The sequence below is a fragment of the Nocardioides nanhaiensis genome, assembly GCF_039542785.1.
GTDB classification, from domain to species: Bacteria; Actinomycetota; Actinomycetes; order Propionibacteriales; family Nocardioidaceae; genus Nocardioides; species Nocardioides nanhaiensis.
Window position 1 is genome coordinate 61770 of record NZ_BAABIM010000005.1, and the last position, 24505, is coordinate 86274.

The 24505-nt window shown below is 73.8% G+C and carries 28 protein-coding genes; 19 read left to right on the forward strand and 9 right to left on the reverse strand.

What is annotated here, in order from left to right; translation table 11 throughout:
• Nucleotides 1–54: 54 nt before the first annotated feature.
• Genes ABD948_RS19995 through ABD948_RS20005 form a run of 3 tightly spaced genes read left to right on the forward strand, consistent with a single transcriptional unit; the run spans nt 55 to nt 1820 of the window.
• Entirely contained in the window at nt 55–264 is a 210-nt protein-coding gene (locus ABD948_RS19995) for a hypothetical protein (RefSeq protein ID WP_345271542.1), read from the forward strand.
• A gap of 55 nt (nt 265–319) precedes the next feature.
• Nucleotides 320–853, forward strand: coding sequence for a ferritin (locus ABD948_RS20000; protein WP_345271547.1), 534 nt, complete (start codon nt 320–322; stop codon nt 851–853).
• Between the two features lie 19 nt (nt 854–872).
• Complete coding sequence (locus ABD948_RS20005; protein WP_345271552.1) at nt 873–1820, forward strand: FAD-dependent oxidoreductase; 948 nt, start codon at nt 873–875, stop codon at nt 1818–1820.
• Nucleotides 1821–1841: 21 nt separating this feature from the next.
• Here ABD948_RS20005 and ABD948_RS20010 read toward each other — a convergent pair whose 3' ends face one another.
• The 3 genes from ABD948_RS20010 to nucS all read right to left on the reverse strand — a co-directional run bounded on the left by ABD948_RS20010 (nt 1842) and on the right by nucS (nt 3493).
• The gene (locus ABD948_RS20010) at nt 1842–2402 is read right to left on the reverse strand and encodes a DUF952 domain-containing protein (RefSeq protein ID WP_345271556.1); all 561 of its coding nucleotides are present in this window, start codon (nt 2400–2402) and stop codon (nt 1842–1844) included.
• Nucleotides 2403–2440: 38 nt separating this feature from the next.
• Nucleotides 2441–2719 (reverse strand): hypothetical protein, encoded by a 279-nt coding sequence (locus ABD948_RS20015; protein ID WP_345271558.1) that lies wholly within the window; start codon nt 2717–2719, stop codon nt 2441–2443.
• A gap of 75 nt (nt 2720–2794) precedes the next feature.
• Nucleotides 2795–3493, reverse strand: coding sequence for an endonuclease NucS (nucS, locus tag ABD948_RS20020; protein WP_345271561.1), 699 nt, complete (start codon nt 3491–3493; stop codon nt 2795–2797).
• A gap of 30 nt (nt 3494–3523) precedes the next feature.
• Between nucS and ABD948_RS20025 the strand changes: the two genes are divergently transcribed.
• From ABD948_RS20025 to ABD948_RS20035, 3 genes are all read left to right on the forward strand, one after another.
• A complete protein-coding gene (locus tag ABD948_RS20025; protein ID WP_345271567.1) occupies nt 3524–5044 on the forward strand; it encodes a sulfatase-like hydrolase/transferase in 1521 nt (506 codons plus the stop codon).
• A gap of 99 nt (nt 5045–5143) precedes the next feature.
• Complete coding sequence (locus ABD948_RS20030; protein ID WP_345271573.1) at nt 5144–6976, forward strand: 3-hydroxyacyl-CoA dehydrogenase family protein; 1833 nt, start codon at nt 5144–5146, stop codon at nt 6974–6976.
• Nucleotides 6977–7050: 74 nt separating this feature from the next.
• Nucleotides 7051–7902, forward strand: a complete 852-nt coding sequence (locus tag ABD948_RS20035; RefSeq protein WP_345271580.1) for an NmrA family NAD(P)-binding protein — start codon at nt 7051–7053, stop codon at nt 7900–7902.
• A 13-nt stretch (nt 7903–7915) separates the two neighbouring features.
• Here the strand turns inward: ABD948_RS20035 and ABD948_RS20040 are convergent, their stop codons facing one another.
• Nucleotides 7916–8410, reverse strand: a complete 495-nt coding sequence (locus ABD948_RS20040) for an SRPBCC family protein (protein ID WP_345271583.1) — start codon at nt 8408–8410, stop codon at nt 7916–7918.
• Nucleotides 8411–8481: 71 nt separating this feature from the next.
• On the opposite strand from ABD948_RS20040, the gene ABD948_RS20045 reads away from it, so the two are divergent.
• Nucleotides 8482–9279, forward strand: a complete 798-nt coding sequence (locus ABD948_RS20045; RefSeq protein WP_345271587.1) for a hypothetical protein — start codon at nt 8482–8484, stop codon at nt 9277–9279.
• Nucleotides 9280–9302: 23 nt separating this feature from the next.
• On the opposite strand, the gene ABD948_RS20050 is transcribed toward ABD948_RS20045, so the two are convergent.
• Nucleotides 9303–10070, reverse strand: a complete 768-nt coding sequence (locus ABD948_RS20050) for a MerR family transcriptional regulator (RefSeq protein WP_345271593.1) — start codon at nt 10068–10070, stop codon at nt 9303–9305.
• The gene (locus ABD948_RS20055; RefSeq protein ID WP_345271600.1) at nt 10045–11325 is read right to left on the reverse strand and encodes an MFS transporter; all 1281 of its coding nucleotides are present in this window, start codon (nt 11323–11325) and stop codon (nt 10045–10047) included. Before ABD948_RS20055 ends, ABD948_RS20050 begins: the two co-directional genes overlap by 26 nt.
• Nucleotides 11326–11397: 72 nt before the next feature.
• On the opposite strand from ABD948_RS20055, the gene ABD948_RS20060 reads away from it, so the two are divergent.
• Nucleotides 11398–12204: an endo alpha-1,4 polygalactosaminidase gene (locus tag ABD948_RS20060; RefSeq protein WP_345271604.1), complete on the forward strand. Its 807-nt coding sequence runs from the start codon at nt 11398–11400 to the stop codon at nt 12202–12204.
• A gap of 7 nt (nt 12205–12211) precedes the next feature.
• Here ABD948_RS20060 and ABD948_RS20065 read toward each other — a convergent pair whose 3' ends face one another.
• Nucleotides 12212–13174, reverse strand: coding sequence for a phosphotransferase (locus ABD948_RS20065; protein WP_345271608.1), 963 nt, complete (start codon nt 13172–13174; stop codon nt 12212–12214).
• Between the two features lie 12 nt (nt 13175–13186).
• Nucleotides 13187–13726: a CGNR zinc finger domain-containing protein gene (locus ABD948_RS20070; RefSeq protein WP_345271613.1), complete on the reverse strand. Its 540-nt coding sequence runs from the start codon at nt 13724–13726 to the stop codon at nt 13187–13189.
• Between the two features lie 39 nt (nt 13727–13765).
• Between ABD948_RS20070 and ABD948_RS20075 the strand changes: the two genes are divergently transcribed.
• Complete coding sequence (locus ABD948_RS20075) at nt 13766–14743, forward strand: EamA family transporter (RefSeq protein WP_345271620.1); 978 nt, start codon at nt 13766–13768, stop codon at nt 14741–14743.
• 37 nt (nt 14744–14780) lie between these two features.
• A complete protein-coding gene (locus ABD948_RS20080; protein ID WP_345271623.1) occupies nt 14781–15158 on the forward strand; it encodes a hypothetical protein in 378 nt (125 codons plus the stop codon).
• An 18-nt stretch (nt 15159–15176) separates the two neighbouring features.
• Here ABD948_RS20080 and ABD948_RS20085 read toward each other — a convergent pair whose 3' ends face one another.
• Nucleotides 15177–15812, reverse strand: a complete 636-nt coding sequence (locus ABD948_RS20085; protein WP_345271627.1) for a TIGR03085 family metal-binding protein — start codon at nt 15810–15812, stop codon at nt 15177–15179.
• A gap of 39 nt (nt 15813–15851) precedes the next feature.
• Here ABD948_RS20085 and ABD948_RS20090 point away from each other — a divergent pair, with 39 nt between their 5' ends.
• The 9 genes from ABD948_RS20090 (at nt 15852) to ABD948_RS20130 (ending at nt 24484) form a co-directional block, all read left to right on the forward strand.
• Nucleotides 15852–17654: an ABC transporter ATP-binding protein gene (locus ABD948_RS20090; RefSeq protein WP_345271632.1), complete on the forward strand. Its 1803-nt coding sequence runs from the start codon at nt 15852–15854 to the stop codon at nt 17652–17654.
• The gene (locus ABD948_RS20095) at nt 17651–19492 is read left to right on the forward strand and encodes an ABC transporter ATP-binding protein (RefSeq protein WP_345271636.1); all 1842 of its coding nucleotides are present in this window, start codon (nt 17651–17653) and stop codon (nt 19490–19492) included. The genes ABD948_RS20090 and ABD948_RS20095 overlap by 4 nt, the downstream gene beginning before the upstream one ends.
• 23 nt (nt 19493–19515) lie before the next feature.
• Nucleotides 19516–19899 carry a phosphoribosyl-AMP cyclohydrolase gene (hisI, locus tag ABD948_RS20100; RefSeq protein WP_345271643.1) on the forward strand — a complete coding sequence of 128 codons (384 nt, stop codon included), beginning with the start codon at nt 19516–19518 and terminating at the stop codon, nt 19897–19899.
• Nucleotides 19892–20548: a Trp biosynthesis-associated membrane protein gene (locus ABD948_RS20105; RefSeq protein WP_345271649.1), complete on the forward strand. Its 657-nt coding sequence runs from the start codon at nt 19892–19894 to the stop codon at nt 20546–20548. The genes hisI and ABD948_RS20105 overlap by 8 nt, the downstream gene beginning before the upstream one ends.
• An 88-nt stretch (nt 20549–20636) precedes the next feature.
• Nucleotides 20637–20843 carry an HGxxPAAW family protein gene (locus tag ABD948_RS20110; protein WP_345271653.1) on the forward strand — a complete coding sequence of 69 codons (207 nt, stop codon included), beginning with the start codon at nt 20637–20639 and terminating at the stop codon, nt 20841–20843.
• A gap of 171 nt (nt 20844–21014) precedes the next feature.
• Nucleotides 21015–21797 carry an indole-3-glycerol phosphate synthase TrpC gene (gene trpC, locus ABD948_RS20115; RefSeq protein WP_345271659.1) on the forward strand — a complete coding sequence of 261 codons (783 nt, stop codon included), beginning with the start codon at nt 21015–21017 and terminating at the stop codon, nt 21795–21797.
• Nucleotides 21794–23086 carry a tryptophan synthase subunit beta gene (gene trpB / locus ABD948_RS20120; RefSeq protein ID WP_345271662.1) on the forward strand — a complete coding sequence of 431 codons (1293 nt, stop codon included), beginning with the start codon at nt 21794–21796 and terminating at the stop codon, nt 23084–23086. Before trpC ends, trpB begins: the two co-directional genes overlap by 4 nt.
• Nucleotides 23083–23919, forward strand: a complete 837-nt coding sequence (gene trpA / locus ABD948_RS20125; RefSeq protein ID WP_345271667.1) for a tryptophan synthase subunit alpha — start codon at nt 23083–23085, stop codon at nt 23917–23919. Before trpB ends, trpA begins: the two co-directional genes overlap by 4 nt.
• Nucleotides 23897–24484 carry an SCO family protein gene (locus tag ABD948_RS20130; RefSeq protein WP_345271668.1) on the forward strand — a complete coding sequence of 196 codons (588 nt, stop codon included), beginning with the start codon at nt 23897–23899 and terminating at the stop codon, nt 24482–24484. The genes trpA and ABD948_RS20130 overlap by 23 nt, the downstream gene beginning before the upstream one ends.
• Nucleotides 24485–24505: the final 21 nt, after the last annotated feature.

Sequence of the window (24505 nt, forward strand, 5' to 3'; positions counted from 1 at the left end):
AACTGGGTCACGGTTTGGTGAGCCTGACCTAACCCGCGTGCTAGCGTCGCCCTCGTGGGCAAGAGCAAGAAGAAGACCGGCAAGGGCACGGTGGCGAAGCTGCCGAAGACCAAGTGCTGCGTCTCCAAGAAGAAGTGCAGCCGCTGCCCCCTGCGCATGCTCAAGGAGGGCACCCTCCCCGAGGGCTACACCGTCAAGCGCCGTGTGCTCGTGCGCGAGGACGGCAAGAAGGTCTCCAAGAAGAAGCTGGCCAAGGCCGCCTGAGTCCGCCCGGGCTCTCCGCGAGCGGTCGGGCGCCGGTCCGTGGAAAGGTAGGGCCATGCCCGCACCGAGGTTCGCCGAGCAGCTCAACGCCCAGATCGGCAACGAGCTCGCCGCCCACAACCAGTACCTGGCCATCGCCGTGCACTACGACGCGCTCACCATGCCGCGCATGGCGGCCTTCTTCTACGCCCAGGCGATGGAGGAGCGCACCCACGCGATGATGATGGTCCAGTACCTGCTCGACACCGACGCCGACGTCGTCGTCCCCGGCGTCGAGGCACCGGTCCCGGCCTTCGACGACGTCGTCTCGCCGGTCGCGCTGGCCCTGCAGCAGGAGAAGCGGGTCACCGAGCAGATCAACGGGCTGCTGCGCACCGCACGCGAGGAGTTCGACTTCGCCTCCGAGCAGTTCATGCAGTGGTTCATCAAGGAGCAGGTCGAGGAGGTCGCCACCATGACCGACCTGCTGGCCGTCGTGACCCGCAACGCCGACGACGTCGAGGACATCGAGGAGTACGTGGCCCGCGAGTCCGGCGGTGAGGGCGCCGACCCGACGGCGCCGCGGGCCGCGGGCGCGACGGCCGGCTGAGGCCGGGCTGGTGGGGCGCATGGGCTCGGGGGGAGGGGCCGCGCGCCGAGTCGTCGTGGTGGGGGCCGGCGTCGTCGGCCTCACCTGTGCGGTGCGGCTGCTCGAGGAGGGGCACCGCGTCGACGTGCTGGCGCGCGACCTGCCGCGCGAGACCACCTCGGTGGTGGCGGCCGCCCTCTGGTACCCCTACCTGGTGCTGCCGCGCGCGCGGGTGACGACGTGGGCGGCCTGCTCCTACGACGCGTTCGGCCGGCTTGCCGGGCAGCCCGGCTCCGGGGTGCGACTCCTGCCGGGCACCGAGGTGCACCACACCCGCACGCCCGACCCCTGGTGGCGCGGGGCAGTGCCCGACCTGCAGCGCGTGGCCCCGTTGGTGCTGCCCGGCCCCTACCGCGACGGCTGGAGCTTCGCCGCGCCCGTCGTCGACATGCCCGTGTACCTGACCTGGCTCACCGCGCGCCTGCACGAGCTGGGCGGCAGCCTCACGCGCCTCAACCTGGCCGCGCTGCCGCAGTCCACCGGGCCCGACGACGTCGTCGTGGACTGCTCGGGCATCGGCTCGCGGCTGCTGGCGCACGACCCCACCACCACACCGGTGCGGGGCCAGGTGGTCGTGCTCGAGCAGTGGGGCCTCGACCGGTGGTGGCTCGACGGCAGCGGTCCCACCTACGTCGTGCCCCGCGAGCACGAGGTCGTGGTGGGTGGCACCGAGGAGCCGGGCGACTGGAGCCGCACACCCTCGCCCGAGGCCGCGCAGTCGATCCTGGACCGGGCCGCGAACCTGGTGCCGCAGGTGCGCACCGCCCGCGTGCTGCGCCACAAGGTCGGGCTGCGGCCGGCCCGCCCGCAGGTGCGCCTGGAGCGCGAGGGCGCCGTCGTGCACTGCTACGGGCACGGGGGCGCCGGCGTCACGCTCAGCTGGGGGTGTGCCGAGGAGGTCGCGGCCCTCGTGGGGCCGCCGGCCTGACCAGGCCCCGTGCGGCGCGGATCAGTCGGGCGAGTGCCGGCGGCGCACCCACAGCGCCGGCGGCAGCGCTGCGACGACGCCGATCGCCGTCCCGGCCAGCAGCCCGACGTCACCGGCCACCGCGGCACCGAGCACCGCACCGAGGGCGGCGAGCACCAGCACGATCCCGGCGAGCGCCAGCCGGTGGAAGAGCTCCTCGAGGAAGAGGCTGCTGAACGACCGGCCCGGCCCCGGGCCGCCGCGTGCGTGCGAGCCGGCCCCCTCCAGCGGCAGCACCTGCACGACCGCTGCGGGGTCGAGCGCGCCGTAGAGGTGCGGGAAGGTCTCGGCCCCGGGTCCGGCGCCGGGTGGTGCCTCCTCGACGACGGGCACGTCGAGCCGGTCGCCGTCGATGACCAGCAGCACCAGCGGCTCGGTGACCTCGGCGTAGAAGCGCTCGCGCACGCCCTGCCACTGGTCGGCGCGGCTGGCGTGGATGAACCCCTCCTCCGCCAGCGTCACCCCGTAGGTGGAGGTCGTGTACCGCCCGCTGCGGCGCGCGGCCTCCCAGTCCGCGCGGGTGGCGATGTGGAAGAGGCGCACGGCCGGCACCCTAGTGCGGAGCCCGACCGGGGCTGGGGTCAGGACGGGTCGGGGAGGCGGCGCAGCACCTCGGCGAGGGTGGTGTCGATCGTGTCGAAGCGCGCGGTGTGGGCATCGAGGGTGGCGGTGTGCGCGTCGAGGGTGGCGGTGTGCGCGTCGAGGGTCGCGGTGTGGGAGTCCAGGGTGGTGTCGATCGCGTCGAGACGCGCCGTGTGGACGTCCAGGGCGGTGCGGACGTCGGTGAGGAGGTCGTAGATCGCCTCGACGTCGTTCTCCAGCCGCGTCGTGCGGCGCGCGAGGCCCTGCTCACCGGTCATGGCGACCACGGTAGGCGGGCCACGGACCGGCCGCCAGCCCCGCCAGCCCCGCCAGCGCAGCTGTGGAGAACCGGCTCAGAACAGCCGGTCGGTGGGGTCGTCCATGCCGCGCAGCGCGTCGTAGTCGACGACGGCGCAGGTGATGCCGCGGTCCTCGGCCAGGGTGCGGGCCTGCGGCCTGATCGCCTGGGCGGCGAAGATGCCCTGCACCGGGCCCTTGCGGGTCAGGGCCGGGTCGCGGTTGAGCAGCTCGAGGTAGCGGGTCAGCTGCTCGACGCCGTCGATCTCGCCGCGGCGCTTGATCTCGACCGCGACCGAGACACCGGCGGCGTCGCGGCACATCAGGTCGACGGGGCCGATGGCGGTCGGGAACTCGCGGCGCACCAGCGTGAGGCCGTCGGCGAGCGTGGCGGGGTGCTCGGCGAGCAGCTCCTGCAGGTGCTTCTCGACGCCGTCCTTGCGCAGGCCGGGGTCGATGCCCAGGTCGTGGGTGGAGTCGTGGAGGACCTCCTCGAGGAGGATGCGCAGGGTGTCGGGCTCTCCCTGCGAGGTGGCCTTCGCGGTGACCACCCACTCGGCGACGCCGTCGTCGTTGACGCCCTCGCGCACCGTGCAGGGGGGCGACATCCAGTTCAGCGGCTTGTAGGAGCCGCCGTCGGAGTGGATGAGCACCGAGCCGTCGGCCTTGAGCATGAGCACCCGCGTGGCCGGGGGCAGGTGGGCCGTCAGCCGGCCCGCGTAGTCCACCTGGCACCGCGCCACCACGATTCGCACCTGCGAAATCGTGCCAGTTAACCTCCCTCGGTGACGAGGCGGGGTTGGCTGGTGCTGCTCGTCCTGGTGCTGATGGCGGCACCGGGGCTGTGGGTGGCGTCCTCGTCGTCCCACGAGGCGCTCCCGGCGGTCGGTGGTCCGACCGCGGCGGGGGAGACGGGTGACACGGGCGAGGCCCGCCGCACTCCGTGGAACGCGATCGTCGTGGTCGTCGACGACATGGACGACTTCACCTGCGCCGACGCCGCGGCCTACCTGCCGCGCAGCGCGCCGTGGCTGGTGGACCAGGGGCGCTGCTTCGAGGACGCGACCGCCGCGAGCCCGGTCTGCTGCCCCGCCCGCGCGGTGATCTCCACCGGCCAGCTGCCGCACAACAACGGGGTGCGCCGCCAGAACGAGGCGATCCGCCTGGTGGGCACCGACACCGTGCAGCACGACCTGGCCGGGGCCGGCGTCGCCACCTACGGTGTCGGGAAGTTCCTCAACGGCCTCAACCCCGGGCTGATCGCCAGCGGCGAGTTCGACTCCGGGTTCGAGCAGCACGACTTCTGGCCCAACCCCAGCTACTACACCTATCCGCTCTACGACGACGAGGGCGAGCCCTACCGCCCGGAGGAGCCGGTGCACACCACCGTGCGGGCCGGGGAGAACCTGCGCAGCTTCGTGGCCGAGCAGGACGACGAGCGCCCGTTCTACGCCTACGCCGCGTTCTTCAGCCCGCACGACCGCACCGGTGGCGGCCCGCGCGGACGTCGTCTCCCGGTGCCGACGCCGGCCAACGTGGGCCGCGAGGTGCCGCCGTTCGCGTGGCAGCCCGAGCGCGACACCCGCGACAAGCTGCTGCCGTTCCGGGCGCTGGAGGAGGGGCGCGCCTACTTCGAGGCCAAGCAGGCCACCCGGGTGCGCTCGCTCTACGACGTCGACGACCAGATGGCGCTGACCTTCGCGCAGCTGGAGGAGCAGGGGCTGCTCGACACCACGATGGTGCTCTTCACCAGCGACAACGGCTACGCGCTGGGGGAGAACGGGTGGCACGGCAAGGCGGTGCCCTACAGCGCGTCGGTGGACGTGCCGATGCTGGCCTACGTGCCGACCGCGATGACCGAGCGGGGTGTCGACGACCGCGAGGTCGACCTGGTCGACATCGCGCCGACGCTCTACGACCTCTTCGACGTCGAGCCGGCGCACCTGCTCGACGGCCACTCGCTGCTCTCGGACTACGCCCGGACCCGCGGCCGGCTGCTGAGCTTCGCCAACGAGCGCTCGAACTTCGTGCTGCAGGAGTCGGGCTACGCGCCCTTCCGGGTGCCGACCTGGGCGGCCCTGCGCACCAAGGACCACCTGCTGGTGGAGTTCTACCGCTCGGGCCGACTGCTGGAGCGGGAGTTCTACGCCGACCCGTTGGACCAGGAGAACCTGCTGTGGCAGGACCTGCCGCGCGCCGAGCGAACCGCCCTGTGGCAGCGGATCCTGCCGCTGGTCAAGGACCTGCGCGCGATGCGCACGTGCGCCGGCACGATCGAGCAGGGCTCACCCAACCCCTGTCCCTGACCGGGGCGTGACTACCCGTGACCGGCGGTCAGGTTACCGGCCGGTATCGACCTGCGAACGAGCCCTGCGGGCCCGAAATCGGCGTGCCATGATGCCGCCATGACGCAGACGGTCCCCGCCCCTGACAGCAGCCCCGGCGACGCCTCCGACGCCGCGCGCACCTTCGGCACCATCGGCGTGGTGGGCCTGGGCACCATGGGCGCCGGCATCGCCGAGGTCTTCGCCCGCAACGGCCACACCGTGGTCGGCGTCGAGCTCGACGACGCAGGCGCCGCGCGCGGTCGCCAGCACCTGGAGAACTCCACCGCGCGCGCCGTCAAGCGCGAGAAGCTCACCGAGGAGGAGCGCGCCGAGCTGCTCGGTCGGATCAGCGTCACCACCTCGTTGAAGGACCTCACCGACGCCGACCTCGTCATCGAGGCCGTGGTGGAGTCGGCGGAGGTCAAGAAGCAGATCTTCCGCGAGCTCGACGACATCGTGGCACCCGAGGCGGTGCTGGCCACCAACACCTCCTCGCTCTCGGTCACCGAGATCTCCACGGCCAACAGCCGCCCCGGTCGCGTCGTCGGCATCCACTTCTTCAACCCCGCGCCGGTGCAGAACCTGGTCGAGATCGTGCGCACCGTGGTGACCGAGCCGACCGTGCTCGCCGACGTGCAGGCGCTGGTGCAGCAGCTGGGCAAGAGCCCCGTGGTCTGCGGCGACAAGGCCGGCTTCATCGCCAACACCCTGCTCTTCGGCTACCTCAACCACGCCGCCTCGATGTTCGAGGCCAAGTACGCCAGCCGCGAGGACATCGACGCCGCCATGCGGTTCGGCTGCGGCTACCCGATGGGCCCGCTGGCGCTGCTCGACCTGATCGGCCTCGACACCGCCTACGAGATCCTCGAGACGATGTACCGACAGGGCCGCGACCGGCTCCACGCGCCCACGCCGATCCTCAAGCAGATGGTCACCGCCGGCCTCCTGGGCCGCAAGAGCGGTCGCGGGTTCTACACCTACGAGGGCCCGGACAGCCCCGTCGTCGTCGCCGACGACAAGACCCCCTCGGCCGACGAGGCGCCGCAGCTGCGCCACGAGATCAGCCAGGTCGGCGTGGTGGGCACCGGCACCATGGCCGCCGGCATCGTCGAGGTCTTCGCCAAGGCGGGCTACGAGGTGCTCTACGTGGGGCGCAGCCAGGAGAAGGTCGAGGGCGTCCGGGCCCAGATCACCAAGAACTTCGACAAGCAGATCCAGCGCGGCCGCGCCACGGAGGAGAAGAAGGCCGAGGTGCTGGCCCGGCTGACCGGCAGCACCTCCCTCGACGACCTGGGGTCGGTCGACATCGTGGTGGAGGCGATCGCTGAGGACCTGGCCGTCAAGACCACGCTGTTCGAGAACCTCGACGAGATCTGCAAGCCCGGCGCGATCCTGGCCACCACCACCTCCTCGCTGCCGATCATCTCCTGCGCGCAGGCCACCAAGCGTCCCCAGGACGTCGTCGGCATGCACTTCTTCAACCCCGCGCCGGTGATGAAGCTGGTCGAGGTGGTCTCGACGGTCTCGACCTCCGAGGAGGTCACCGAGACCACCCGGGCGCTTTGCGCCAAGGTCGGCAAGGTGGCGGTCTCGTGCGCCGACCGAGCGGGCTTCATCGTCAACGCGCTCCTCTTCCCCTACCTCAACGACGCCGTGAAGATGCTCGAGGCGCACTACGCCACCGCCGACGACATCGACCTGGCCATGAAGCAGGGCTGCGCGCTGCCGATGGGCCCCTTCGAGCTGCTCGACGTCGTGGGCAACGACGTCTCGCTGGCGATCCAGCGCGAGCTGTACCTGGAGTTCCGCGAGCCGGGGCACGCGCCTGCGCCGCTGCTGGAGCACCTGGTGACCGCCGGCTACCTGGGCCGCAAGACCGGCCGCGGCTTCCGGGACTACACCCGGCGCTGACCCGCCGCCGACCTGCCGTCGACGACCACGCCCCCGTCGGGAACATCCGGCGGGGGCGCGGTCGTTCACCCGCCATGACCTACGTCGTGACGGCCGCCAGTGGACAGCTCGGACGAGGCGTGGTGGAGCACCTGCTGCACCGCGGCGTGCAGCCGGGGGAGGTGCTGGCCACCGCCCGGCGCCGCGAGGCGCTGGACGACCTGGCCGCCCGCGGCGTGCGCACCGCGCGGCTGGACTACGACGACGTCGAGGCAGGCGTGCTGGCGGCCGGCGACACGGTGCTGCTGGTCTCCGGCAGCGAGGTGGGTCAGCGCGAGCGCCAGCACGGCGCCGTCGTCGAGGCCGCGCGCGCGGCCGGGGTGGCCCGACTGCTGTACACCAGCGCTCCGGCCGCCTCCGAGACCGCTCTCGTGCTCGCCCCCGAGCACGCCGCCACGGAACGGCTGATCGCTGCCAGCGGGGTGCCCGCCACCGTGCTCCGCAACGGCTGGTACACCGAGAACTACCGCCAGGCCTTCGACCAGGCCGCAGCCACCGGCGAGCTGGTCACCAGCACCGGCCACGACGCCCGCGTGGCCAGCGCCGCGCGCGACGACTACGCCGAGGCGGCGGCGGCCGCGATGCTCGAGCCCGCGACCACCGGGCAGGTGCTCGAGCTCTCCGGAGACGAGGCCTGGACCTTCGACGAGCTGGCCGAGACGTTCGGCCGGGTGCTCGGGCGCGAGGTGGTGCACCGGGCCGTGGGTCCCGGCGAGCACCAGGAGATGCTCCAGCAGGCGGGGCTGGACGAGGGCACGGCGGGGTTCGTCGTCGCACTGGACCAGAACACCGCCGCCGGGCTGCTGGCGGAGCGCACCGGGGAGCTCGCGACGCTGATCGGGCGTCCGACGACGCCCATGCCGCAGACGGTGGCCGGCTGGAGCTGACCGGGACCTCGGCTCAGCCGCGCGGGTAGCCCCGCCGCACCGTGCGGTCCAGGATGCCCAGGGTGGCGCGCAGCGCGGTCTCGGAGATGACCGGGAAGATCCCTGCCTCGCGCCACTGCGGAGCTATCTCGCTCCAGTCGTAGAACGAGGTCACCCGGGTGCTGCCGGCCTGCTCGCCGTCCAGGGGCTCGAGCCGGTAGCCGTAGACGTGGCCGATCTGGGGGCGCACGCGGCCCAGGATCGTCCAGCTGACCAGTCGCGCCGGCTCCAGGTCGCGGATGGTGACGGTGACGTCGTAGGTGCCCATCTCGGGGAAGTCGCCGAGCGCCTCGCGGTCCATGTGCACGACGAAGGTGTCGCCCGGTGCGGTCACCGCGTCGCCCTCGGCGCTCTGCAGCATCCCCGAGGAGTCGATGGCCACGTGGCCCTGGGGGTCGCACAGCACGGCGAAGATCGCCTCGGCATCTGCGGCGATCACCCGCGAGGTCTCGATCCGGTCGGTCGTCATGCGGCGAGCCTGGCACAGCCGTCGTCGCCGCGCCTGAGAGCGGCTCAGGATCGCCTCGTACGGTGGAGTGCATGGCCGGACTGATCGTCACCCTGCTCGTGCTGGCCGCGCTGGCCGCGGTCGTCGTGGTCACCCGACAGCGCAGCCAGCAGCGCGCGGCCGAGCTCAAGGAGGCCGAGCTCGCCCCGGTGCGCAAGCTCGCCGAGGAGGACATCACCGCCCTCGGCGTCGAGCTGCAGCACTTCGACACCGAGGTGGCCGGGCACGAGCTCGACGCGGGCGCCAACGCCGACTACCAGCGCGCGCTCGACGCCTACGACTCCGCCAAGCGGGCGGGTGACCGCATCGAGCAGCCCGAGGACGTCAAGCACATCACCACCATCCTCGAGGACGGGCGCTACGCGATGGCCTGCGTGCGCTCCCGGGTGGCCGGGGAGCCGTTGCCGGTCCGTCGTCCGCCGTGCTTCTTCGACCCGCGCCACGGCCTGTCGGTGCGCGACGTCGAGTTCGCGCCCCCGGGCGGCACCCCGCGCGACGTGCCCGCGTGCGCCCTCGACGCCGAGCGGGTCGAGGCCGGCGCGGAGCCCGACAGTCGCATGGTCATGCAGGGCGCGCAGCGCGTGCCCTACTGGCAGGGAGGCCGCGCCTACCAGCCCTATGCCGCAGGCTACTTCGGAGGCTTCGCGCCGATGGACTGGATGTTCATGGGCCTGATGTTCGGCGCCTTCAGCGGCTTCGGCGGTGGCTTCGGCGGCTACGACGCAGGCATGTCCGACGCCGGCGGTGGCGACGGCGGTGGTGACATGGGTGGCGACGGCGGCGGGCTGTTCGAGGGCTTCGACGGCGGCGGCATGTTCGACGGGTTCTAGCCCGCCGCTCCCACCGCTCCCGACTATGTGACCGGTGCCGGGTAGCCGGCCTCGACGGCCAGCGCCATCACGCGCTCGTTGAGTCGCTGCCAGGCGGGGGAGTCCGCGGCGCTGTGGTCGGCGACCACCTGGTACCCGGCGCGGTCCTCGCCCCACTGGTCGGTCTCCTGGGCCGCGCGGTCGACCGGGTAGTGGCGCTGCAGCAGCTCCACGGTGCGGCGAGCCAGCTCCTCGACGGCGTCGTCGTCGGGGTCCAGGTCGCGCACCGCCTGGAAGTCGAGCAGCAGCCGCACGTAGTCGGGGTCCTCGAGCGCCGTCGCGTGCTCGGCGATGCTCTCGGAGAGGACGCCGGGGTAGACGGCGTCGACCAGGATCCAGCCGTCGCGGTTGAGCCGGAGGAAGTCGTCGTCGAAGCCCAGCTCGCGCATCCGCCGGTGCATCCGCACCGCCTCCGGCGGCAGGCAGATCTCCTCGGGCGCGTCCAGCAGTCGCAACGCGCGTCGCACCTCCTGCAGCTCCCGGATCCGGGCGCGCAGCTGGCCGTCGAGGTCGCGACGGACCGGCTCGAAGGTCTCGGCGTCGGCCTCGAGCAGCTCGCCGACCCTGCCCAGCGGCACACCGGCGGCGGCCAGGGTGCGGATGCGCACCAGGTCGACGACGTGCTGGCCCGCGTAGCGGCGGTAGCCGGAGGCGTCCCGCGGGGGCTCGGCCAGCAGCCCGATCCGGTGGTAGTGCCGCACCGCGCGCACGGTGACCCCGGCGTAGTCAGCGAGCTGGCTGATCGTCAGCACCGGCGGCCTCCTGAGGCGTGGGATCGGTGGGTGCCGGGGTCGGGTCCCGGGGCGCGACCACCGTACGCATCGCCCTGCTGGTGAGGGAGAACAGCGCCACCACCGACCAGCACGCCACCACGACGACGGCCGCGGTGCCGAGCGGGACCCGGGTCAGCAGCAGCGCGGCGAGGCCGATGCCCAGCGGGCTCGCCACCAGCGCGAGCGCGTTGAACAGCCCCAGCACCCGCCCGCGGACGTGCTCGGGCACCAGCTCGGTGAACGCCACGAGGAAGATCGGGCTCAGCATGCCGCTGCCCACACCCAGCACCGCGGTGCCGGCGGCCACGACCCAGAAGCCCTCGAGCACCGCCACGAGCGCGAGCCCGAGCGTCTGCAGGCCCACGCCGACCACGTACGCCAGGCGTCGCGAGCGGCGCGCGGTCACGGCGTAGCCGACCGCACCGAGCACGCTGCCCACCGCGAAGGCCGACATGGTCAGCCCGAGCAGGCCGGGCGAGTCGAGCGCGGCGAAGTGCGCGGGCAGCAGCAGCGCCACCACGGGGGCCACGACCACGGCGCTGCCGAAGGAGATCAGCAGCAGCGCGCGCAGCACCGGGGAGCCTGCCACCGTGGCCAGGCCGCCGACGTCGTCGCCCTCGGCCGGGGTGGCGCGACCCACCAGGGGCAGCGCGAGGGTGCAGAGCGCGGCCGCCGCGGAGCAGCCGGCGGTGAGCCAGACCACGTCGACCGGGTCCAGGACGGCGAGCAGCAGCCCGGCCAGCGCAGGGCCGGTCAGGAAGGCGAGACCGAAGACGGCCTGGCGCACCGAGGCCAGCGTGTCGAGGGCGACCCCGCCGGTGGCCGCGACCCGTCCCATCATCGTCTCGCGGGCAGTCATGCCGGGCACGTCGAAGAGCGCCCCGGCGATGCCGAGCACCACGAACCAGCCGACGGTCAGCCCGGCCACCAGGTCCACGACGGCGAGCGCGGCGACCGCCGTCGCGCTGCCGACGTCGGCGAGCACCGCCATCCGGCGCTGCCCGACGCGGTCGACGAGCTGACCGCCCAGCAGCGCGGCGAGCACCGCAGGTACCCCGGCGGCCGCCGCCACCAGACCCGCCACCGAGACCTCGCCGGTGCGTTGCAGCACGAGCCACGGCAGGACGATGCCGATCGCGGCGTTGCCGAACAGCGAGAAGCCCTCGGCGGCCACGAACAGGGGCACGGCCAGGCGGTTGCTGCCGACGACGGGGGCGGGTGCGGTGCTGCTCATGACCGCATCGTCGAGGGTTGACCCTGGGTCAGGGTCAAGCCGTGGCCGGGGACGGGGCCGTACGCTGCCGCGGTGAGCTCTCGTCCCGGCCGACCGACGGCCGCCCTGCTGGTCCCCCTCCTGGCTGCCCTGCTGACCCTCCTCGTCCCGCAGACCGGCGCGGCGGTGGCCGCCGAGGTGCGACCGCTCCCGGCGGGGGTCGACGTCGACTACCAGCTGGGCGGACCGGTGGCGCCGGACGAGCGGGTGGGCATCGTGGTGCGCGACCGCTCGGTCGCCCCCGCGCCCGGTCCGGGCCGCTACAACGTCTGCTACGTCAACGGCTTCCAGACCCAGCCCGACGAGCGGCGCTTCTGGCAGGCGCGGCCGGGTCTGCTGCTGCGCGACGACGCCGGCCGTCCCGTCGTCGACGAGGCGTGGGGCGAGTGGCTGCTCGACCTGCGCACCGCGGCCACCCGGCAGCGGCTGGCGCGCATCGTGGACCGCTGGATCCGGGGCTGTGCCCGCGCCGGGTACGACGCCGTCGAGCTGGACAACCTGGACTCCTTCACCCGCTCGGGCGGGCTGCTGCGCCGTCCGCAGGCCCTGGCCTACGCACGCCTGCTGGTGCGTGCCGCGCACCGTGCCGGCCTGGCCGTCGGCCAGAAGAACCTCGCGGGCCTCGACGGCACCCGGCTCGGCTTCGACTTCGCCGTCGCCGAGGAGTGCGGTCAGTACCGCGAGTGCCGGGCCTACACGCGGTTCTACGGCACCCAGGTGATCGTGGTGGAGTACACCGGGCGCGGCTTCCGGCGCGCCTGCGCCGAGGTGGGTGCGCGGGTGCCGGTGGTGCGGCGCGACCTCGCCGTCAGCCCCGGTGGGATCAGGCGCTGGTGCTGACCCCGGGTCAGCGCGTCGGTGAGAGCGCCTCGCGCAGCAGCATCGGCGCCACCGGTCCCCAGTCACGGACGTCCTGCTCGTCCATCGTGGGATAAAAGCTGAGCCACGGCTCCAGCCCCTGCAGCATGCCCAGGCGCAGTGCGGCGGGCAGGGCGGCGCGCAGGGCCGAGGGTGGTGCCAGGTCGCTCCACACCTCGAGCGCCGGCTCGGCGAGGTCGAGCACGGCGGGGTCGGTGGCTGGTCGCTGCAGGTGCTCGGCGAGCGCGCCGAGCGGACGCAGCAGCGCACCCAGCGGGCCTGCCACGACGGCGTCGGCGAAGTCGAAGAACGCGATCCGACCCTCGATCGCCACCGCGTTGCCGGGGTGCAGGTCGTTGTGCTGGACGGTGAGTGGCAGCCCCAGCGCGCCCACCTGCTCGTCCCAGCGCTCCACGCGTGGCAGGCTCGCACGCAGCCCGGCCGCCTCGTCGGCGCCCACGTGCCGGGGGTCCTCGGCAGGCAGGGTCGAGAGCTGCTCGAGCGCCTGCTCGGCGTAGGCGGCGTGGCTGCCCGGGGCGAGGAGGCGAGCCCCGCACGTCTCCAGCGCGGGCGAGGCGGCAGCGGCCCGCTGCAGCACCGCACCCTCCACCATCACCTGCACCAGCAGCGCGGCGTCCGGACCGGACGCTGCACCTGCCTCGGCGAGTGTCGGACCGGCGTCGGCGGTCAGGAGCCGGCGCTCGTCGTCGTTGCACGCCAGCAGGGGCACGACCGCCGCGGGCCGCGCCGCGACGAGCAACCGGTGGACGGCGGCCTCGGCGGCGTGGCCGGGGCAGGTCTGCTTGGCCCACACCACCCCGGCGGCGGTCCGCATCCGCCACACGGTGGCCCAGGGCCGGTGCTTGCGCACCTCCACGTCGTCAGCGCCGACGGGTCCGTGCACCCGCGACACCCAGGCCCGGGCCTCCTCGGTGGCCGGCGGTGCGGTCACGGTCTCACCCGCTCAGGTGCCGGCGGCCTGGCGGGCCCGGTAGGCCGCCACGGCGTTGCGGTTGCCGCAGGTGGTGGAGCAGAAGCGGCGCGAGCGGTTGCGGGAGAGGTCGAGCACGACGCCCTCGCAGTCGTCGTCGGCGCAGACGCCCAGCCGCGACATCTCGTCGGCGCGGATGACGTCGATCATCGCCATCGCGGTCTCGACGACGATCCGGGTGGCCAGCGGCTGGTCCTGGGCCACGGCGTGGACGTGCCAGTCGAAGGCGTCGTGGCGCACCAGCTGCGGCACCGCCCGGTGCTCGGCCAGCATCTGGTTGACCAGCTCGACGGCGTCGTCGCGACTGGCGGTGAGCAGGGCGTGCAGACGGGGCCGCGCCGCCCGGACGTCGTCGAGCTCGGCGCGGGTGCGGTCGTGGCGCCCGGTGTAGGCGTGGGTCTCGAAGACCTCGGTGAGGGCCTCGACGGTCTCGAGCGTGTCCGGCTCGAGGGCGGAGTTGGCGAGCACCACGGCCACCTGCAGGGCGATCTCGGTGTCATAGGCGAAAACCACGTTGACAGGTTACACAACCGATCGCTAGCGTCATTACCCATGAGCACCGTGACCCATGACGCCGCCGCGACCGCGGCCGTGCCGCCCGCCACCCGGACCGCCGCCGGGCTCGGTTTCGCGCTCGTCAGCGCGATCTCCTTCGGCCTCTCCGGGGCGCTGGCCCGTGGTCTGCTCGACTCCGGGTGGACCCCGGGCTCGGTGGTGCTCGTGCGCATCGCACTGGCCGCGGTCGTCGTCGCCCCCTTCGGCCTGCTGGCGCTGCGCGGGCGCTACCACCTGCTGCGCCGCAACGCGCGCACCCTCGTGCTCTACGGCCTGCTCGCGGTCGCCGGCGCCCAGTTCTGCTACTTCTCGGCCGTCCAGTACATGCAGGTGGGGCCCGCGCTCCTGATCGAGTACACCGCCCCGGCCGCCGTGGTCGTGTGGCTGTGGCTGCGGCACGGGCAGCGCCCCGGGCCGCTGACCCTCGCCGGTGCGGGGCTCGCGGCGCTCGGCCTGGTGCTGGTGCTCGACGTGCTCTCCGGCGCCGACGTCAGCCTCCCGGGTGTGCTGTGGGCGCTGGCGGCCATGGTCGGCGCCGCCTCGTACTTCATCATCTCCGCCGACACCTCCGGCGGCCTGCCGCCGCTGACCCTCGCCGGCGGTGGCCTGGTGGTCGGTGCCCTCGCGCTCGGTCTGCTCGCCCTCGTCGGGCTGCTGCCGATGAGTGCCAGCACCGACGACGCCGTCTACGACGGCACCGCCGTGGCCTGGTGGATCCCCCTGGTGGCGCTGGGGCTGGTCACCGCCGCGCTCAGCTACACCACGGGCATCGCGGCGATCCGCCGCCTCGGCTCGCGCGTGGCCTCCTTCGTGGCCCTCTCCGAGGTGCTGGCCGGCGTCGCCTGGGCCTGGCTGCTGCTCGACGAGCTGCCCAAGCCCGTGCAGATGCTGGGCGGCGTCCTGATCCTGCTCGGCGTCGTCGGCGTCAAGCTCGGGGAGCGCACCACGGTGCGGCCCGAGGTGACGCCTGCCTGACGGTTTCGGCCGGGACGCGGCGGGGGAGGGTGCCGTCGTGAGCGAGTCCTACGAGGTCTACCCCGCCGGCGGCCGCGAGCCGGCCCCGGAGCCCGAGCCCCGCGCGGGCGGCGACGGCGGGGCCGGCGGCACCGGGACGCTCTGGTACGTGATGGTCGAGTACTCCAACCAGGGACAGGCCAAGCCCCCGACGGTGGTCAAGATCGTCGCCGGCCCCTTCGACGGGCGCGAGCAGGCGCGCGACGCGGCCCGCGAGGAGGCCGTCGGCTTCCGGCCACCCGACCCCATGTCGCCCAGGAAGCGCGTGGTCTACCGGCTCTCCGACGACGAGCTGATGACGTTCGTGGAGGGCGCCATGAGCACGTTCCACTTCCGCACCTTCACCGCGGAGCTGCTCGGCTCGCGCGACGAGTAGCGGCTCTCGGGCGCTCGCTCAGAACGACCGGTCGGCCGCCCGCAGCCGCGCCACCGCCGCGTCGGGGCCGAGCAGGTCGACCTCGTGCACCTGCTCGCGCCCGAGCAGGAACAGTGCCAGCTCGGAGGGGCGGCCACGCACGGTCACCGGGTCCTCGCCGCGCACGAGGGTGCGCGAGGCGTCGGCGTCGGAGCGGGCCAGGCGCACCGGCACGCCCGCGCGGCGCACCAGCAGCGCCGCCATCGGCCACAGCCGGCGCCACACCAGGTCCTCGTCGGGCTCGGGGAGCACTCGCGGCGTCCAGCCCGGTCGGGCGCGCCGCACGTCCTCGTGGTGGACGAGGAACTCGATGCTGTTGGCGAGCGACTCGACCGGCGGCAGCGCCCACGGGGTCAGGCCGGGGGAGCGGACGGCGGCGACCAGGCGCCGGTAGTCGCGCCGTGCGATCCGGCTCATGGCCTGTTCGGCGAGGCCCTCCAGCGGCGGCACCACGATGCCGACGGCGCCGATCGGCCGTCGCTCGCGCACGAACAGGTGGGCCGCCAGCTGACGGGTACGCCAGTCACCGCACAGCGTGGGCGCCTCGGGTCCCAGGTCGAGCAGCAGGTCGCAGAGCGCGTGCCGCTCACGGCGGGCGAAGCGGGGGGAGGCCATCTGAGGAATCTATCCACGCACGCATAGGTTGGGCGGGAGATGAGTGAGCAGCAGCGGGCCGGTCGCGGGTCCACCTCGGCCGGGTTGCACGTGCTGGGCGTGGCCATCCGCCGCGAACCCTGGGTCTTCGCCGCCTCCACCGCCGGAAGCGTCCTGTTCGGCGCGCTCACCGTGGCCGACGCCTGGGTGCTCGGCTGGGCCACCGACCACGTGGTGCTCCCCTCGCTGCGCGACGGCGAGGTGCGGCCCGGGATGCTCTGGGCGGTGCTCGGCCTGTTCGTCGGGGTCGCGCTGCTGCGCGCCGTCGGCATCGTCGCGCGCCGCCTGGGCGCCGGCATCATGCAGTACCGGATGCAGGCGCACACCCGCCGCGCCGTCACCCGCCAGTACCTGCGGCTGCCCATGGAGTGGCACCAGCGCCACCCCACCGGCGAGCTGCTCAGCAACGCCAACGCGGACGTCGAGGCTGCCTGGTCACCGATCGCGCCGCTGCCCATGGCGGTCGGCACGGTCGCGATGATGGTCATCGCCGTCGTGCAGATGTTCCTCGCCGACGTCGTGATGGCGCTGATCGGTCTGCTCGTCTTCCCGGCGGTCGTGGCCACCAACGTCGTCTACCAGCGGCTCTCCCAGGGCTGGGCCACCCGCGCGCAGGAGCTGCGCGCCGCGGTCAGCGAGATCGCCCACGAGTCCTTCGACGGCGCCACCGTGGTCAAGACCCTGGGTCGCGAGGCCGAGGAGACCGCGCGGTTCGCCGAGCGCAGCCACGAGCTGCGCGACGCCAACATCCGGGTCGGTCGCATCCGCGCCGCCTTCGACCCCGTGCTGGCCGCGCTGCCCGGGCTGGGCGTGCTCGTGGTGCTCGCCGTCGGCGTCTCCCGGGTGCAGAGCGGTGCCACGAACCCGGGAGACGTGGTGACGGTGGCCTACCTGCTCACCATCGTCTCGTTCCCGATCCGTTCCATCGGCTGGTTGCTCGGCGAGTTCCCGCGCAGCGTCGTGGGCTACCGCCGCGTCACCCGGGTGCTCGCCGCCACCGGCTCGATGACCCACGGCACGGTGACGCTGCCCGACGACGGCGAGGGGGCCCGCCTGGGGCTGCACGGCGTGCACTACGCCCACGAGCCCGAGCAGCAGCTGCTCGCCGGGCTGGACCTCGTGGTCGAGCCCGGCCGCACCGTCGCGCTGGTCGGCGCCACGGCCTCGGGCAAGAGCACGCTCACCACGCTGCTGAGCCGCCTCGTCGACCCCCGCGAGGGCGCCGTCACGCTCGACGGCGTCGACCTGCGCGACCTGGCTCCCGGCGAGCTGGCGCGGGTCAGCGCGCTGGTGCCGCAGAGCGCCTTCCTCTTCGACGACACCGTGCGCGGCAACGTGACCCTGGGTGCCCCGGTCGACGACGACGCCGTGTGGGCCGCGCTGCGCACCGCGCAGGCCGAGCAGTTCGTCGCCGCGCTGCCCCACGGCCTCGACACCCCGCTGGGGGAGCGTGGCACCTCGCTCTCGGGCGGCCAGCGCCAGCGCATCTCGCTGGCCCGGGCCCTCGTGCGCCGCCCGCGGCTGCTGGTGCTCGACGACGCCACCTCCGCCGTGGACCCCGAGGTGGAGGCGCGGATCCTCGCCGCCCTGCGCTCCGGGCCCGGCCGCGACCTGGGCACCACCGTGCTGGTGGTGGCCTACCGCAAGTCCACCATCGCGCTGGCCGACGAGGTGGTGCACCTGGCCGGGGGAAAGGTCGTCGACCGCGGCACGCACGAGGAGCTGCTGGTGCGCGACCCGGCCTACGCGCGCCTGGTCAACGCCTACGAGCAGGACGCCGAGCCGGCGGGGGCGCTGTCATGAGCGCGACATCGACCTCGGGCAGGACCGCGGGCACCGGGACCGCGACGGCGATGGACTCCGGGGAGCAGATCCCCGCGATGGAGACCATCCGCCGTGGGCTGCGCTACTCACCCGAGCTCACCGAGGGCATCCGCGTCACGCTGCTGTGGGCCGTGCTCGCCTCGGTGGGGCAGGTGGTGGTGCCGATCGCCGTGCAGCAGACCCTCGACCGCGGCCTGGGCGCCGAGACCGGCGAGCCGGACCTCTCCTTCGTGGTGCTGATGGGCGTGGTGGCAGCAGGCGCGGTGGCCCTCACCGGCGTCGCCTCGTACCTCATGACCTCGCGGCTGTTCACCACCGCCGAGCGCGGGCTGGCGACGCTGCGGATCCGAGCCTTCCGTCACGTGCACGACCTGCCGGTGCTCACCCAGACCACCGAGCGCCGCGGTGCGCTGGTCTCGCGGGTCACCAGCGACGTCGACCAGGTGAGCCAGTTCCTGGTCTTCGGCGGCCTGATCTTCGTGGTCAGCATCGGCCAGATCCTGCTGGCCACCATCGTGATGCTCGTCTACTCCTGGCAGCTGACGCTGGTCGTGTGGCTGTGCTTCGCGCCGCTGTTCGTCTCGCTGCGCTACTTCCAGCGCCGGCTCTCCGAGGCCTACGGCGTCGTGCGGCGCCAGGTCGGCGTCATGCTCTCGGCCATCTCGGAGCCCGTCGTGGGCGCTGCGGTCGTGCGCTCCTACGCGGTCGAGGACCGCACCCAGGAGCGCATCGACACCGCGATCCGGACCCACCAGCGCGCCAGCACGCGCGCCCAGGGCTTCACCGCCTTCTCCTTCTCCCTCGGCGGGATCTCCGCCGGGCTGGCCAACGCGGGGGTGATCATCGTCGGCGTCTGGCTCGGGCTGGCAGGCGACATCACCGCCGGCGGCATCCTGGCCTTCGCCTTCCTGGTCACGCTCTTCGTCGGGCCCGTGCAGATCGGCACCCAGATCCTCACCGACGCGCAGAACGCCATCGCAGGCTGGCGCCGCGTCATCGGCATCCTGGAGACCCCCGCCGACCTGGTCGACCCGGGCGAGGCCGGTGCCGACCTCCCGCGAGGACCGGTGGGCGTGCGCTTCGAGGGCGTGGGCTTCGCCTACCCAGGCGGGCCGCCGGTGCTGCACGGCATCGACCTCGAGGTGGCGCCGGGGCGGCGCGTCGCCGTCGTCGGCGAGACCGGGTCGGGCAAGTCGACGATCGCCAAGCTGCTGACCCGGCTGATGGACCCCACCTCCGGACGGGTGCTGCTGCACGGGCTCGACCTGCGCGAGGTGCGCGCGCAGTCGCTGCGCCGCAGCGTGGTGCTGGTGCCGCAGGAGGGCTTCCTCTTCGACGACACCCTGGCCGCCAACGCACGCTACGGCCGGCTGGACGCCACCGAGGAGGAGATCCGCACCGCGGCCGAGGAGCTCGGGCTCGGCGACTGGCTGGCCGGGTTGCCGGCGGGCCTGCAGACCCAGGTGGGCCAGCGCGGCGAGTCGCTCTCGGCGGGGGAGCGGCAGCTGGTGGCGCTGCTGCGCGCCCACCTGGCCGACCCCGACCTGCTGGTGCTCGACGAGGCCACCAGCGCCGTGGACCCGGCCCTGGAGATGCGCATCGGCCGTGCGCTCGAGCGGCTGATGTCGGGCCGCACCTCGGTCACCATCGCCCACCGGCTCTCGACCGCCGAGGCGGCCGACGAGGTGGTGGTGGTCGACGCGGGACGCATCGTGCAGCGTGGTCCGCACGCCGAGCTCGCCGTCCAGGAGGGCACGGTCTACGCGCGGCTCTACCGGTCGTGGACCGCCCGCCGCGGGGACCGGCCCGGGGCATGAGCCCGGTGGGCCACACTGGAGGGATGAGCACCCCGACCTCCCAGATCCCCGCGACCCCGGGCCTGGACCCTGCCATCGCCGCCCGCCTCAAGCGCGCCGACGACGGCACCGGGCGCGGACTGGTGCCCGCGGTGGTGCAGCAGCACGACACCGGCGAGGTGCTGATGCTGGGGTGGATGGACGACGAGGCGCTGCACCGCACGCTCACCACCCGGCGGGCCACCTACTGGAGCCGGTCGCGCCAGGAGTACTGGGTCAAGGGCGAGACCTCCGGCCACCGCCAGCACGTGCACGAGGTGCGCCTGGACTGCGACGGCGACACCCTGCTCGTGCGCGTGGACCAGGAAGGGCCGGCCTGCCACACCGGCACCCGTACCTGCTTCGACGACGGGCTGCTCGATGGCTGACTCGCCCGCGCCTGACTCACCCGGCTCACCTGACCGGTCCCGGCGGCGCACCTTCGGCCCGGTGGTGCTGGTCGGCCTGGCCTCGGCCGGCGCCCTGGCCGTGGCCGGGGCGCAGCCGTGGCAGAGCCCCGACACCGACTCGGTGACGGCCCAGATCACCGCCGCCGCCGCCGGCGGCAGCGCCCTGGAGGCGCCGCTGGTCACCGCGCTCGGGCTGGTGCTGCTGGCCGCGTGGGGAGTCGTGCTGGTCACCCGCGGCCGCGTGCGTCGGGGGGTGGCCGTGCTCGGGACGCTGGCGGCCCTCGGTGCCGCCGTGGCCGCCGTCGTCTCCCTGGTGCTCGACCCGGCGGCGCCGTCCACCGGGATCGGCGGTGCGGAGCTCCCCGCGCGACTGACGGCCTCACCGACCGGCTGGGCGTGGCTCGGGGTCGTGGCCGCCGTCGTGGCGGTGGCCGCGGTGGTGGTGGCGGTGCGCGAGGTCCCGCACTGGCCGGAGATGGGCAGCCGCTACGACGCGCCGGGCGAGCGTGCCTCCGCCTCGGCCTCGGCCTCGGTGGTCGGGTCGGCGGAGCCGGGCGACCCGATCGAGGAGCGCTCCAACCTCGACCTGTGGAAGGCGATCGACGAGGGACGCGACCCGACGCGATGACCCGACGAGTCCAGCGGCCGCGCGCCCACTAGGATCGTGCCTGCAGTCCCGCTCGCCCGACACGTCGACTCCGCAGGAGGAGCCCCCCATGTCTGACAATCACGGCAACACCCCGGCAGCCTGGGCTGCGGTGGTCGTGGCCCTGGTGGGCTTCGTCGTGGGTGGCATCGGCCTGATGCTGCAGCCGGTGAGCATGCCGATCTTCTGGGTGGGTGTCGCCATCACCGTCGCCGGCGGCCTGCTGTTCCCGATCATGGCCAAGCTCGGTTTCCACGACACCACCACCCGGCACTGACTCCTCGCCCGCCCGGCAGTCGGCGCGTGGCGTGTGCCACCGTCACCGGCCTGGGGTGACCGGCGACACCGTGACAGACTGGACGACGGGCCCCTCGCACCTGGGGACCCAGGCGGCCACCGGCCATCGGCCGGGCCGCCACCACCCGCCACTCGAAGGACGCTGAGACCCATGTCCGTGCTCGACGAGATCGTCGACGGCGTGCGCGCCGACCTGGCCCACCGCGAGGCGCAGGTGCCGCTGGCCGACCTCCGCGCCGCCCTGGCCGACGTCGACCCGCCGCGCGACCCGATGCCGCACCTGCGTGCCCCCGGCTCGAGCGTGATCGCCGAGGTCAAGCGACGCTCGCCCAGCAAGGGCGACCTGGCCGAGATCGCCGACCCGGCCGCGCTCGCTGCGGAGTACGCCGCCGGAGGAGCCGCCGCCATCAGCGTGCTCACCGAGGAGCGCCGGTTCGGCGGCAGCCTCGCCGACCTGCGGGCCGTGCGCGCCGCGGTCGACACCCCGCTGCTGCGCAAGGACTTCGTGGTCACCGAGTACCAGGTCGTCGAGGCGCGGGCCGCCGGCGCCGACCTGGTGCTGCTCATCGCCGCGGCCCTCGACGACGACCTGCTGCGCCGGCTGCACGACCTGGCCGGTGAGCTCGGGCTCACGGTGCTCCTCGAGGTGCACGACGAGGCCGAGACCGAGCGCGCCGTCGCGCTGGGCACCGAGCTGGTCGGCGTCAACGCCCGCAACCTCAAGACCCTCGCGGTCGACCCCGACACGTTCGGGAGGCTGGCCCCCCACGTGCCCGACGACCGGGTGCTCGTGGCCGAGAGCGGCATCGCCGGTCCGGTCGACGTCAAGCGCTTCGTGGCCGAGGGTGCCCGTGCGGTGCTCGTGGGCGAGGCGCTGGTGCGCGACGGCGCCCCGCGCGAGACGGTCGCCGCGATGACGGGCATCGAGGCATGACCGCCCCGGTGCAGGTCCCGGGTCGGGCTCCGGGCCGCTTCGAGGCCGACGCCCTGGGCTGGTTCGGCGGTGCCGGCGCCGCCGCGGAGGCCTTCGGCGGGCGCTTCATGCCCGAGGCACTCGTCGCGGCCCTCGACGAGCTCACCGTCGCCTGGCAGGAGGCGATGGCCGACCAGGCCTTCCTCGCCGAGTTCGACGCCGTGCTGCGCGACTACGCGAACGTGCCCAGCCCGCTCTACGACGCCGAGCGGCTCACCGAGCGCATCGGCGGCGCCCGGATCCTGCTCAAGCGCGAGGACCTCAACCACACCGGCGCCCACAAGGTGCGCAACGTGATGGGCCAGGCGCTGCTCACCAAGCGCATGGGCAAGCAGCGCGTCATCGCCGAGACCGGCGCCGGCCAGCACGGCGTCGCGAGCGCCACCGCCGCCGCCTACTTCGGCCTGGACTGCACCGTCTACATGGGCGAGGTCGACACCCGGCGCCAGGCACTCAACGTGGCCCGCATGCAGCTGCTCGGCGCCGAGGTCGTGCCTGTCTCCTCGGGCAGCGCGACCCTCAAGGACGCCATCAACGAGGCGTTGCGCGACTGGGTGGCCTCGGTCGACCACACGGCCTACCTGTTCGGCACCGCGGCGGGCCCGCACCCCTTCCCGAGCATGGTGCGCGACTTCACCCGCGGCATCGGTGACGAGGCCCGGGCCCAGTGCCTGCAGATGATCGGCCGGCTGCCCGACGCCGTCGCGGCGTGCGTGGGCGGCGGGTCCAACGCCATCGGCCTCTTCACCGCCTTCCTGGAGGACGAGCAGGTGGCCGTGCACGGCTTCGAGGCCGGCGGCGAGGGTGTGGCCACCGGCCGTCACGCGGCCACCATCGGCGCCGGCGCCAGCGGCGTGCTGCACGGCGCGCGCACCTTCGTGCTGCAGGACGAGGACGGCCAGACCGCCGAGTCGCACTCCATCTCGGCCGGGCTCGACTACCCCGGCGTGGGCCCGCAGCACGCCTTCCTGGCACGCAGCGGGCGCGCCACCTACTCGCCGGTGACCGACGCCGAGGCCATGGACGCCATGTCGGTGCTGGCCCGCACCGAGGGGATCATCGCCGCGATCGAGACGTCGCACGCGCTCGCCGGTGCCTACGAGCTGGCTCGCGAGCTGGGCCCCGACGGCGTCGTCCTGGTCAACCTCTCGGGTCGCGGCGACAAGGACATGGAGACCGCCATGGACTGGTTCGGTCTGGGTGACCGCCGACCCGACGCCGAGGCCGCGCGCGAGGACGGCGACACGTGAGCACGGCCATCGGCACCACCACCGGACGCGCCTTCGAGGTCGCCCGGGCCGAGGGTCGTGCCGCCCTCGTGGGCTACCTGCCGGCCGGGTACCCCGACGTGCCGGGCAGCGCCGAGGCGCTGCGGGTGATGGTCGAGGCCGGCTGCGACGTCATCGAGGTCGGTCTGCCCTACAGCGACCCGGTGATGGACGGCCCCACCATCCAGGCGGCCGCCCAGCAGGCGCTGGAGAACGGGTTCCGCACCCGCGACGTGCTGAGCACGGTGGAGGCCGTCGCCGCCACCGGCACGCCCACCGTGGTGATGACCTACTGGAACCCGGTGGAGCGCTACGGCGTCGAGCGGTTCGCCGCCGACCTCGCCTCGGCCGGGGGAGCGGGGTTGATCACCCCCGACCTGACCCCCGACGTCGCTCCCGTCTGGACCCGGGCCGCCGACCAGCACGGCCTCGACAAGGTCTTCCTGGTCGCGCCGTCCAGCACCGACGAGCGGATCGCGATGACCACCGCGGCCTGCCGCGGGTTCGTGTACGCGACCGCCGTGATGGGCGTCACCGGCGCCCGCACGACCACCAGCGGGCTGGCCGCGCCGCTCGTCGAGCGTGCCAAGCGCCTCGCGCCGTCGCAGCTGCCCGTGGGTGTCGGGCTCGGCGTCAGCACCGGTGACCAGGCCGCCGAGGTGGCCGCGTTCGCCGACGGCGTCATCGTGGGCTCGGCGTTCGTGCGGGTGCTGCTCGACCACGCCGACGACCGCGCCGGGGGGCTGCGCGCCCTCGCCGCCCTCACCGCCGAGCTGGCCGAGGGGGTGCGCCGTGGTGAGCCGACCCCGGCGTAGCGCCGTCGCCCTGCTGGCGGCGAGCCTGATGACCCTCACCGCGTGCAGTGGTGGCGCCAGTGCCGACGACTTCAGCGGCACCGCCCTCGACACCCCCTACGAGGTCTCGCCGCTCCCGCTCACCGACACCGACGGCCAGCCGTTCTCGCTGGCCGACGACACCGACGCCGAGCTGACGCTGGTCTTCTTCGGGTACGTCAACTGCCCCGACATCTGCCAGACCGTCATGGGGTCGCTCGCCCAGGCCATGACCCGCCTCGACGACGCCGACCGCGAGGCGATCGACGTCGTCTACGTGACCACCGACCCCGAGCGCGACACTGCCCCGGTGATCCGGGAGTACCTCGACCGGCTCGACCCCTCGTTCATCGGTCTCACGGGCACCCTCGACGACGTCATCGAGGTGGGCAACAGCATCGCGGTCGGCGTCGACCGCGTCGACCCGGGCGGCCACACCACCAAGATCATGGGCATCGACCCCGAGGACCGCTCCCCGGTCTACTGGGACGACGACACCACCGGCGCTCAGTTCGCGGCCGACATCCACACCCTGCTGGGCGGCTGACGCGGGTGGCTGCGCCAGACT